Origin of the sequence: Yersinia thracica (assembly GCF_902170565.1) — a bacterium.
Taxonomy (GTDB): domain Bacteria; phylum Pseudomonadota; class Gammaproteobacteria; order Enterobacterales; family Enterobacteriaceae; genus Yersinia; species Yersinia thracica.
This window is the reverse complement of sequence record NZ_CABHXX010000095.1, coordinates 311,435-322,253: the sequence shown is the minus strand read 5'-3', so window position 1 is coordinate 322,253 and position 10,819 is coordinate 311,435. Positions and strand designations below refer to the sequence as shown.

Here is a 10,819-nt window from a genome sequence, read left to right as displayed (position 1 = left end):
ATATCATTTGCCAGATGGGAGTCCAGCTCCGCCGTCAATGCAGCTTCAGTTAATTGTTTGATTAACGGAGTTAAAATACCATCTTTGCCGGTCAAGGCTTGACCTGATTGCAAGGCTTTTAGCGCTTTTTCAAAATCGAAAGATTGAGTCATATGTCATTCCTCTTTTTAAATACTTTAGCGGAATGACACATAATTTCTAATACTCCCATATTATTATTGGCTGCCTAAAAAAACGGCAACGCAACTTTTGCTGACTTGCCTAGGATAATGCGACAGAGCCCCCTAAAGCCCCCTGGCTTTGCCGGGGGATACTTACTGCCCGAGATTAAATTCAGCAACACACCCATGCCGCCCCCAAAACCTTCGGCTAAGAAAAACCAAATTTTGAATGTAATACACATGTCTAGTCGCTCTAATAATCTCGTATCCTGTGCTACCATCCTGAACAGAAATATAATGACTCATTTTATTTACCGCAGATTGATATGGGGTATTCCCAAAAATAGCTATCGCATTTTCGCGTGGATTCCTAAAGACAATGTCAGGTTTAATGTCCGTTAAGTAAATACGCGACCATCCTCTATGGACGATCCCTCTTTCATCTTTATCGGAGCTGCGTATAGCCATGTCACTAAGGATACTGGTGTAACCATGCCTATTTGTATAATGATAAAATATAGCGCTATCTGATTTAGTTTTTATGGTTCTACTTTTCTCTACACGCCCGCTTTTTATATTATGAAGGTCGTGGTGGTGGCCGATCTTATTTCCTGTAGGATTCTTCATATGTCCTTATTTCGGTTCTGTTGCATTAAACTAAAGTCAGCTAATACTCTAATTATTTTCCATGGTTGCTAGCAATATCACTGATACGGAATGCCTTCGTTTGTAATTCCCCATTCTACTCAATTCTTTTTCTGCTCATGAAACACCTTCTGAAATAAACCTAATAAAAATGCTGAATGTTACCAGTAATAACTTAGAAATCATCCTCGTATCAAGGTATCAAAATAAACCTAAACCTCGTTTAAACAGGCTGGTTACAAATAATTAAGGCGTATATTTTGGCGGTGTTGCAAATACCGAAGATGGTAAACTCAAACTTCATTTTTAGTGCATGGGCCGCATATGAATCCCTTCCATAGTCGGCATTTTCAGGGCGAGATCATCCTTTGGGCTGTTCGCTGGCATTGTAAATATGGCATCAGCTATTGTGAATTTCAGGAAGTGCTGGCTGAACGCGGCGTGAATGTCGATTACACCACGTCTTATCGTTGGGTTACCGAGTAGTTTTCGTAGTAGGTTGTTCTGATGAACCAAAAGCCAGGCGAAGAGTATGAGCCTTAATATCTACAGGCCATGCGGCAATACATTGTTCAAGTTTGGTACGATCGTCTGCGAAGAGCGCGCGTATTCCCTCTTCATAGCCAGGCAAGTCTCCTGCTATTGCCTGCATGAATTGATAAGCAGCCTCATGAGCTGCTCGTCTTTGTTCACGTGACCCCTCCGAGTACATGGCTTCTTCTACCAAACGTCTGATTACAGCTGATGCACTGCCAGGCCTAGTGGCTAGCCAGTCCCATTGTCTAGGCAGCAAGGTTATCTCGCGAGCAATGACACCTAATTTTGGCCGTCCTCGTCCTTTCGTTTCCAAAGTATCGACCTGCATAGATTCTTGCGGCTTGTTCTGGCGGGCGGCATAATGCCCCGTAACTTGCTGAGGAGGATGGGAAAATCTCTCTACGATGTCAGCATCAGAGCCACGCAGGTCCAAGTCGATCACACTACCTGTCACGTCATCAAAAACAAGGAACGTTTTCGTTGATCCATTTTCGATCTCATTTTTAATGGCCAGCGCAACCTCGACAAGCGAACCTGACAGCAACAGCTGTTGGTCACCAAAGGCTGTCGAAGGTTTCGACAGGTATTCAGACATGCATTCAGCCTCAATGGTATATCAATGGCCCTTTAATATACCCGGATAAAAATTAGTAGTAAATATTACGAGGGCTGTTTCATTCTGATTAGTCACCTTTTTGACGACATCCGCAAAACTTGCAACTACTGGTGACGCAAAACAACAGTAAATTCAGACCATAACCGCCGGCTTAACGGGTTTTATTTTCAGATTATGAGAGGCCCTCTTCAGAGTCTGTCTATCCCATTAGCCATCAGACTCCAAATTTTCATGCGGTATAGCGATAAATATATTTACCCGGGTATTATTGACACATAATATTATCCGGGTATTATTCGTAAAAGAGCATGCCGCTGACAACTGCGCCATGATTTATTTGGAACGAAAAGGATGGATGATGACAAACAAACAAGTGCTGAAACGGCAGTATCTGGAGACGAAAACCCGAGCAGGGGTGTATGCGATCCGTAACAAGATTACGGGGAGAGCATTAGTTGCAGGCAGTGCTAACGTTCAAGGCGCACTTAATCGGCATCGTTTTGAACTGCGATATGGACAGCATCGCAACCTGAAACTTGCACAGGATTGGGTCGAGCATGGTGAGAGTAACTTTCTCTTTGAGGTGCTAGATAGGGTTAAAGCCAGTGAAGATCCCGCGTTCGATGCCGCGCAGGAATTGGCAATGTTAGTTAACCTGTGGCGCCAGGAAATCCTCTGTCCCGATGAACTCAGCTACGACGAACCTAGGAACAAATCTTGATGAACACAAATCTCGATTTTTGTATGGCGTTATATCGTGCCTACGCCACTCTGCAACTTAAGCTTGACGATGAGTTGGGTACATATCATGGCATCAGCTTCAGTGACTTTGCGCTACTGAATGTTATCGCGCGATCGGACGGTGACCGGGTCAATATTTCAGTACTCGTGGATCAGATGGGTAAACCTCAATCAGCTGTAGTGCGTCAATTGATCGTTCTCGAAAAAATTGGCCTCGTAGCACGCGATAGCACCAATGGGCTTCGTCAGGTAGTGCTTCGCTCGCCCGGTCGTGTATTGGTGGACGTGGCGCGTGAGACTGTAGAAAATGTTGGCACAAAAGCTACCGAATCATTGACCCCAGCAGTGGTTGCAACTGTTTTTGCAGCAATGGTAACGCTGGCAGATGCGCCTTAATTCTCTCATAAGCAACACCGCCGATATCGAAAAGTTGGGCATACCACAGCGGTGCAAAGACAACATACACATGTTAAATATGTGTGCAGTACTATTCCGCGATTTGAACTTCAAGTGGCTTTTAAGAGGCTCCGTGCTGTCCATGTTCGGTGATCAATTCAGTGAGTGTTAGGAAGCAATTAGGAAGCAATATTGAAATGATGAATACGGTAAGACGAAGAATCTTGAGCGTCATACCGTATTGGTGAAGGAATAATGACCCTAATATGTCCGCATTGCAGAGAAGACAGTTTTTTCACATGCTCTTCCTTAATTGGATTGAATCACCACAGGCCACCATCTTTACGTTGATAACACCATTCACTGGCTTCACGGCGATTAAATAACAAATAATCCAGCTTAACTTGAGCTTCGCCATTTTCTGGAATATGTAATATATTAGATTTACCTGCTTGTTATTAGCCCGTATATAACAATGCAATAATTTATTATAATGAGTTCACTAATAACTTCGCCATACACAACAGAGTAATACTAGAGGAATAACAACAAAACAAACCACCCCTTATTATAAAAATCAGTCACATAACAAGAATATCATGATGGTTAATAATAACATTAAATTTAAATCAAGTTATTAAATTAGTCATAAATCTGGCAAGATATAAATTTATAGACCATGCTAGATGATGAAAAATATTATCTTTCTGTCCTAATAACATTCTATTGAGAATAATAGACTAATAAGGAAATAATCATGTCCTATAAATTATTACCAAACATAACCATTGCAACACTGCTACTGACCACCATGACCCCAGTATTTGCCTCCTCCACGACCCCAACAGAGATGACCTGCAAAGAGTTTCTTGATCTTAATCCAAAGAGCATGACTCCGGTGGCTTTCTGGATACTGAATGAAGATACACAGTATAAAAAAGGGGACAATGTAGATTTTCAGGAAGTCGATACTGTATACACCCCGAAAGTCATTGATATCTGTAAAAAGTGGCCTGATAAAAAAGTGTCCGCTGTAAAAACAGATATAATGGCAGCGGCCAAGAAATAAATGTCATATCATTCAAAGCCCCGCCTTAATCAGGAGGGGCTGTCTGTTACTTTTGGTTATTATTATTTTGGAGTCATCATGCTAAAGAAGAAGATTATGTTGGTATCGTTGTTGCTATTACCACTCGGTCAAACTTTAGCTCTTAATTGTCAAAACGCGATAACTCAGAAAGATATGAATCAATGTGCGACTTCAGATTATAAAAAAGCCGATGCCGAGCTTAATCGCACTTACAAAGATGTGCTTGCCAAAACATCTGTCAGCCAAAGGCCATTATTAAAAAGTGCGCAACTGACCTGGATAAAATACCGTGATGCAGACTGTACTTTCCAGTCATCAGCCACCGAGGGGGGGTCAGTACATCCGATGATTATTTCTGCTTGCTTGACCCATAAAACCGAAGAACGCACCGCACAATTGAAATCATTCCTAAACTGCCCTGAAGGTGATTTAAGTTGCCCGCTGTAATATCACTCAGAGATACACACTCGCTATAATTGGCGTTGTCGCATTAGCGAGGGTGTTACCCCATAAGCGGCTTTAAAACAGTTGCTAAAGTGGCTGGCTGAGCTAAAACCACACTCCAAAGCAATGTGAATAAGCGGCATCATGCTGTGTTTTAATAATTGTTCTGCGCGGGATAAACGAACCTTCAACACAAACTGGTGAGGCGCCAGCCCAGTGCTTTGTTTGAACATCCGTGCGAAATGGAACTCACTCAGCCCCGCCTGTTCAGCAAGATCTGATAATAACAGCGGCAGCGCAAGGTGATCGCCGATATATTCCTTTACTCGCTTTAATATTACCGGGGCTAAACCACCACGAATGGCGGGTATTGCCCACTGCAACTGAGTATAATTTTTGAGTAGATGAGTCATCAGTAAAGTCGCGGCACTGCTGAGCGCCAGATGATTTGCTTGTTCTTGCCAATCACAATTCAGTAAAAACTGGCGATATAACAGAGTTATTTGTGGATCTTCGGCGAAAATGCGCTCATCAACTTGAATGGATTGGGGGCTACGTTCCCAAATTTGTTCTGCTAATTGGCGTAAATGTTTATCAGTGCAATACAAATGCACGAATGACAAATCATCCCGCACGTCCCAGCTCGATAAACTGCCTTTGGGCATAATACAAAAACGATCCGGCCCGCCACCATTTTTCCACCCTGATCGCGTTTTGTGATAACACTCATAGCCATCTGCAACATACAAACTCAGGGTGTGATGATCCGGGCTTTCTTGTGTAATACAGTCATCGCTATTAGACCAGGCCGCCAATTGAATACCCGAGCCAAGTTGTACACAATCATGCAGGCGAGCTTTATGTTCTCTAAGGGTTTCAAAGGCTTGGTAGCGTTCCAACATCGGACTAACTTCCTGTGGTAAAGCTGATGGAGTCAGTTTAATGACAAGCTGCGCCGCAAACCATATTTTCCAGTTATTTATCTCAAAAATGCGCAAGATTCTGCAACTCACCGCAATCCACTGAAAGCCGTATTTATCGGCTGGGTAGATACTGATGTTTTAGACGTGATGAGAAATAGCAATGAACGCGCTACTTTATTTATTAGTTGTATTGATTTGGGGAACGACCTGGATTGCAATTACTCTGCAACAACAAGGGAATGTGGCTATTACGGTCTCTATATTTTATCGGTTTACATTGGCAGCCGGTATCATGATGATTTTTTTACTGCTCATTCGCCGCTTGCGCCATCTCGCACTACGCGACCATTTATTTTGTGTCGCCCAAGGATTTTGTGTTTTTGCTTTTAACTTCTACTGTTTTTATCATGCGGCGGCTTATATTAGCAGCGGTTTGGAATCCGTTATTTTCTCCATGGCGGTGCTGTTTAATGCGATTAATGGCATGATATTCTTCCGCCAGCGCCTCAGCCCTAACCTGCTCCCCGCCAGTATTTTGGGGATGATAGGTATTGTTGCCCTATTCTGGCAAGATCTCACCGCGGCTCAAATAGCACCGGAATTATTGAAAGGAATTGGCCTGAGCTTGCTGGGGACTTACGGCTTTTCACTGGGCAATATGATAAGCAGCCGCCACCAGCGTAAAGGCCTGGATATTCTATCAACCAATGCTTATGCCATGACTTATGGTGCTGTATTGATGGGACTTTTCAGTCTAATTCAGCATCACTCTTTCACTATTGAACTGACCCCAAGTTACCTTGGTTCACTGCTCTATTTGGCTGTTTTCGGCTCGGTCATCGCCTTCGCAGCCTATTTCAGCTTGATTGGCCGTATTGGGGCTAGTGGCGCCGCTTACAGCACATTGTTATTCCCTCTGGTGGCGCTGACCCTATCAACCTTTTATGAAGGCTATTATTGGCACCTGAATGCTATTGTCGGTTTACTACTTATCCTATTGGGTAATTTGGTTATGTTCTCCAAACCCGGCTGGGTGCAATCCTGGTTTAAGCGGGCATCACTCAATAATCATTCAGCAAGTTAAGAGATTACCGGGTATGGGAATAATAGAAATTGCATTTAATGGTGAATAAATTCAATGCCATAAATCCCGCCAATCGCATTTATTGTTTCCAGTAAATGCGCCCCATCGGCCTGAGAGAAAGTAGCATCACTCTCAGGTAAAGAGGCTGGCTGCCACCAAGGTAATCCAGTAAACCATGCAGTAATCTTAGCCATTGTCATCTCCACGTTATCGAGCAAACTGAGTCAAACTAATGAATTAAGAGTAAACGCCGAACTACACAATAAATGAAATAATCCTTATTACTTTCAATATGCAAAATTTAGCTATTAAAGAACTGACTTAGTCAATTTATCATTTTAGTCATGCCAGCCATGCGCCAAGACGCTATATTGAATGGACATTTATCTTTGATAGATAGCGCCCCTGGAGGAGATCCACATGTTTATTGTCAGCCTAACTTATCATCAACCTATCGACGTGGTCGAAGCACTGACTGAAAGCCATAAAGATTGGTTGAAGAAGTATTATGCGCAGGGGATTTTTATTGCCTCTGGCCGTAAAGTCCCGCGTACTGGCGGTATTATTTTGGTGAAAAGTATCGACCGTGAAAAACTGGATAAAATATTGTCAGAAGATCCGTTTACTGCGGTGGCTAATTATAGTGTGACTGAGTTTGTCCCCTCTATGGCTATCGAGTCAGTTGAAGCATTAAAAACGCTGTAATGGATTGATATCAAATAATAGCAGCCAGGGCCAATGCTATGGCTGCTGTTAAATGCCAGCAGATTATGATGCAGCCTGCTGCTGTCGTTTCGCCATAATGCGGTGAAAATTCTCCTCAAGCCAGAGAGCCAGCCCCTCGACCTGCTCCTGAACTTCTTTGCCCAATGGGGTTAGCTTATATTCCACATGCGGTGGCACAACCGGGTACGCGATGCGATCAACAAACCCGTCCTCTTCGAGGTTCTGCAATGTTTGCGCCAGCATTTTTTCACTGACACCGCCAATTTTTCTTCTCAGAGCACTAAAACGCAGGGTTTCATTGCTCAAGGCAATGAGTACCAAAACCCCCCAGCGACTAGTGATTCGTTTGAGCACCTCTCTTGATGGGCAATCTACATTGAGCAACTCGCCCCGTCGAACTTGTTCCGGAAATGAGATAGCGTCAGGAAAATTTTGCGATTCCATTATTTTCATACTAACCTTTTTGTGCGTACTTACTTAAAGTTAGTATATTGCATATGATGATCTCAAGAGCAGTTTTTTAGCGAATATTATCTTTTGTTCCTTAAAACAGCTTATCACCTGACTACTTGCCCAAAGTCATTCCCAAAGTCATTGGTGTTGTAGGTAAGTAGATAGGTAGCAAGTAAACCGCGCAGCTCTGACTCAGGTCAGTGATTCGGGTGCGAGAATCTAGCTAACCCCAGCTATTTCAAGTACGAAAGGCATAACATCACATTTGGAGCATCATAATGATTGCAGTAACCGGAGCTACCGGCCAACTAGGCCGCCTTGTTATCACCGCATTACTTAAAAAAGTCCCAGCCAGTGAAATTATTGCTGCCGTACGCAGCCCTGAGAAAGCCAATGATTTAGCAGCATTAGGCGTTCAGGTACGTAAAGCTGATTATAGCCAGCCCGCGACATTAGAGGCCGCTTTCCAAGGGGTTAATAAACTGTTGTTAATCTCATCGAGTGAAGTGGGACAACGTATTGCCCAACATACTGCGGTAATCAATGCCGCCAAAAAAGCAGGCGTCAAATTGTTGGCGTATACCAGTTTGCTGCATGCCGATAAAAGCACTCTGGGATTAGGTGATGAACACCGCGCCACAGAAAAACTTCTACGCGATTCAGGACTGCCGGTGGTGCTATTGCGAAACGGCTGGTATACCGAAAACTACGCGGCAAGTATTGCACCGGCGCTAGCCCATGGTGCATTCATCGGCGCGGTTGCTGATGGCCGTATCGCCTCTGCCGCGCGTGAAGACTATGCCGAGGCCGCCGCAGTGGCGCTGACCCAAGAAAATCAAGCCGGTAAAGTTTACGAATTAGCGGGTGATGAAAGCTATACATTGGCCGAATTCACCGCAGAAATTGCCCGCCAATCAGGCAAGCCAGTCGTATACAAAAACCTCTCTGAAACTGACTTCAAGCAAGCGCTAATTGGAGCCGGTTTGCCTGACGGTTTTGCCAGCCTGCTGGCAGATTCTGATGCGGGTGCGGCTAAAGGTGGGCTTTTTGATGATAGCCATACCTTGAGCAAACTTATTGGCCGCCCAACAACCCCCTATGCCAAAGTGATTGCTGCAACACTGGCGGCGCTTTAATTTTCACCATAATTGTTTCCGCTATGACTTTGATCGGTGCCCCTCGGGCTACCGGTCACATTCTGCGTCTGTCTTATGATTTAGCCGCATCCAATGCTTGGGCAAGGTCATTGAGGATGTCATCAATGTGCTCAATGCCTATCGACAATCTCACCATATCTCGTGGCACACCCGCCTTGATAAGCTCTTCATCATTGAGCTGACGATGAGTGGTGGAGGCAGGATGGCACGCCAATGATTTGGCATCACCAATATTAACCAACCGCACGATCAAATTTAGCGCATCGATAAATCGCCCACCCGCCGCCTGCCCGCCATGAACACCGAATGACAATATAGCGGCAGGTTTACCACCAAAATAGCGCTGGGCTAACTCATGCTCAGGATGGTCAGGTAAACCGGCATATTTAACCCAACTAACTTGTGGGTGATTCTGCAAATAATGAGCAACTTTCAACGCATTTTCAGTATGACGTTCCATACGCAAAGCCAGCGTTTCTAGCCCTTGTAAAATCAGGAATGCATTGAATGGCGACAGTGCCGCGCCAGTATTTCTCAGCGGTACAACTCGGCAACGGCCAATATATGCAGCCGCACCAAATTGCTCGGTATAAGTCACGCCGTGATAAGAAGGATCGGGCGTATTCAATTGAGCAAAGCGTTTCGGATATTGTGTCCACGGGAACTTGCCGGAATCCACCACAATGCCACCAATGCTGGAGCCGTGGCCGCCGATATATTTGGTCAATGAATGCACCACAATATCCGCGCCATGCTCAAATGGCCGACAGAGAATAGGTGTCGCGACCGTATTATCGACAATCAGTGGCACCCCATGCCGGTGGGCGGCATCAGCCAATTTTTTCAAATCAACAATATTGCCCGCTGGATTACCAATTGATTCACAAAAAACTGCTTTTGTCCGGTCATCAATCAATGCTTCTAATGCTTCAATATCATCATGATCGGCAAATCGAGTCTCAATCCCATAACGCGGCAAAGTATGGGCCAGCAGGTTGTAAGTCCCGCCATACAACTTCGCTACTGACACTATATTATCCCCGGCTTCAGCAAGGGTCTGGATAGCATAAGTGATTGCGGCCATACCGGATGCAACTGCCAGGGCAGCAATCCCCCCTTCCAGCGCTGCAACTCGTTGTTCCAACACATCATTGGTGGGGTTCATGATCCGTGAGTAAATATTGCCTGCGACTTTTAAATCAAATAAATCAGCACCATGCTGGGTATCATCAAAAGCAAAAGAAGAAGTCTGATAAATGGGAACAGCAACCGCTCTGGTGGTGGGGTCTGGTGAATAACCGGCATGAATAGATAATGTTTCTAATTTCATTTTTAATCCTTGTTATAGATACAATATCAATAGCTATGGATTGGCCGATAGCTACGGACTGGCGCTTTATGATGCTGCGCCTCTGATTAGATAAACAATTTACTCGCGATAGACGATATTAAGGGATTCACAATAGAGGAATTAATGAGCGATACATATATGATAAAGCAATTATTTAGTTATTAATTATAATTAAAAATTATCGACTTCCCCCGACTAAGTCCTCCATCACTCTTCGCCGTTTCCCTGTATTTTTTATCTCAATAACGTTCTTTTCTTACACACCAATCATCCAATTAAAAAACAGATGGGTGTTTTGCTGTCTGTTTTCATTACCAAATACTGTATATATAAACAGCGCTTAATGGCAAGTTATCTCTGCTTCTTGTTCTCGAATTTAGGAGCATTTACTTTGATTCAGCCGTCATTATCGCTCTTTAACTTTTCTATCCCTGCATCTGCGGGGACTTTTATGCCTAATTAATATTATTAAGATTGATATGTCGGGCAACTGTA

At 44.0% G+C, this 10,819-nt stretch carries 12 protein-coding genes and 2 pseudogenes; 8 read left to right on the top strand and 6 right to left on the bottom strand.

Annotated elements, in window-relative coordinates:
• A pseudogene (locus tag FTA91_RS14395) lies at positions 1-152 on the bottom strand (IS256 family transposase); the annotation flags it as partial.
• Positions 153-1,130: 978 nt separating this feature from the next.
• On the opposite strand from FTA91_RS14395, the pseudogene FTA91_RS14390 reads away from it, so the two are divergent.
• Positions 1,131-1,283, top strand: a pseudogene (locus FTA91_RS14390) (IS6 family transposase); the annotation flags it as partial.
• On the opposite strand, the gene FTA91_RS14385 reads toward FTA91_RS14390, so the two are convergent.
• Positions 1,282-1,938 carry a DUF2239 family protein gene (locus FTA91_RS14385; RefSeq protein ID WP_050116404.1) on the bottom strand — a complete coding sequence of 219 codons (657 nt, stop codon included), beginning with the start codon at positions 1,936-1,938 and terminating at the stop codon, positions 1,282-1,284. The pseudogene FTA91_RS14390 and the gene FTA91_RS14385 overlap by 2 nt on opposite strands.
• A 379-nt stretch (positions 1,939-2,317) precedes the next feature.
• Between FTA91_RS14385 and FTA91_RS14380 the strand changes: the two genes are divergently transcribed.
• From FTA91_RS14380 to FTA91_RS14365, 4 genes are all read left to right on the top strand, one after another.
• Positions 2,318-2,680: a GIY-YIG nuclease family protein gene (locus FTA91_RS14380; RefSeq protein ID WP_050116399.1), complete on the top strand. Its 363-nt coding sequence runs from the start codon at positions 2,318-2,320 to the stop codon at positions 2,678-2,680.
• Positions 2,680-3,096 (top strand): MarR family winged helix-turn-helix transcriptional regulator, encoded by a 417-nt coding sequence (locus FTA91_RS14375; protein ID WP_050116398.1) that lies wholly within the window; start codon positions 2,680-2,682, stop codon positions 3,094-3,096. Before FTA91_RS14380 ends, FTA91_RS14375 begins: the two co-directional genes overlap by 1 nt.
• A 757-nt stretch (positions 3,097-3,853) precedes the next feature.
• Entirely contained in the window at positions 3,854-4,165 is a 312-nt protein-coding gene (gene hdeB, locus FTA91_RS14370; RefSeq protein ID WP_050116397.1) for an acid-activated periplasmic chaperone HdeB, read from the top strand.
• 78 nt (positions 4,166-4,243) lie between these two features.
• Entirely contained in the window at positions 4,244-4,633 is a 390-nt protein-coding gene (locus FTA91_RS14365) for a lysozyme inhibitor LprI family protein (RefSeq protein ID WP_050116403.1), read from the top strand.
• Between the two features lie 23 nt (positions 4,634-4,656).
• Here FTA91_RS14365 and FTA91_RS14360 read toward each other — a convergent pair whose 3' ends face one another.
• A complete protein-coding gene (locus tag FTA91_RS14360; RefSeq protein WP_050116396.1) occupies positions 4,657-5,532 on the bottom strand; it encodes a helix-turn-helix domain-containing protein in 876 nt (291 codons plus the stop codon).
• 181 nt (positions 5,533-5,713) lie between these two features.
• Between FTA91_RS14360 and FTA91_RS14355 the strand changes: the two genes are divergently transcribed.
• Positions 5,714-6,637 (top strand): DMT family transporter, encoded by a 924-nt coding sequence (locus tag FTA91_RS14355; protein WP_050116395.1) that lies wholly within the window; start codon positions 5,714-5,716, stop codon positions 6,635-6,637.
• A 35-nt stretch (positions 6,638-6,672) separates the two neighbouring features.
• Here the strand turns inward: FTA91_RS14355 and FTA91_RS20125 are convergent, their stop codons facing one another.
• Positions 6,673-6,831 (bottom strand): hypothetical protein, encoded by a 159-nt coding sequence (locus FTA91_RS20125; protein ID WP_174635084.1) that lies wholly within the window; start codon positions 6,829-6,831, stop codon positions 6,673-6,675.
• A gap of 226 nt (positions 6,832-7,057) precedes the next feature.
• Here FTA91_RS20125 and FTA91_RS14350 point away from each other — a divergent pair, with 226 nt between their 5' ends.
• Entirely contained in the window at positions 7,058-7,342 is a 285-nt protein-coding gene (locus tag FTA91_RS14350; RefSeq protein ID WP_050116394.1) for a YciI family protein, read from the top strand.
• 63 nt (positions 7,343-7,405) lie between these two features.
• On the opposite strand, the gene FTA91_RS14345 is transcribed toward FTA91_RS14350, so the two are convergent.
• Positions 7,406-7,816 (bottom strand): winged helix-turn-helix transcriptional regulator, encoded by a 411-nt coding sequence (locus FTA91_RS14345; RefSeq protein ID WP_145534409.1) that lies wholly within the window; start codon positions 7,814-7,816, stop codon positions 7,406-7,408.
• Positions 7,817-8,094: 278 nt separating this feature from the next.
• Between FTA91_RS14345 and FTA91_RS14340 the strand changes: the two genes are divergently transcribed.
• Positions 8,095-8,952, top strand: a complete 858-nt coding sequence (locus FTA91_RS14340) for an SDR family oxidoreductase (RefSeq protein ID WP_145534412.1) — start codon at positions 8,095-8,097, stop codon at positions 8,950-8,952.
• 73 nt (positions 8,953-9,025) lie between these two features.
• On the opposite strand, the gene FTA91_RS14335 is transcribed toward FTA91_RS14340, so the two are convergent.
• Positions 9,026-10,303: a bifunctional O-acetylhomoserine aminocarboxypropyltransferase/cysteine synthase gene (locus FTA91_RS14335; protein ID WP_049562818.1), complete on the bottom strand. Its 1,278-nt coding sequence runs from the start codon at positions 10,301-10,303 to the stop codon at positions 9,026-9,028.
• Positions 10,304-10,819 lie beyond the last annotated feature (516 nt).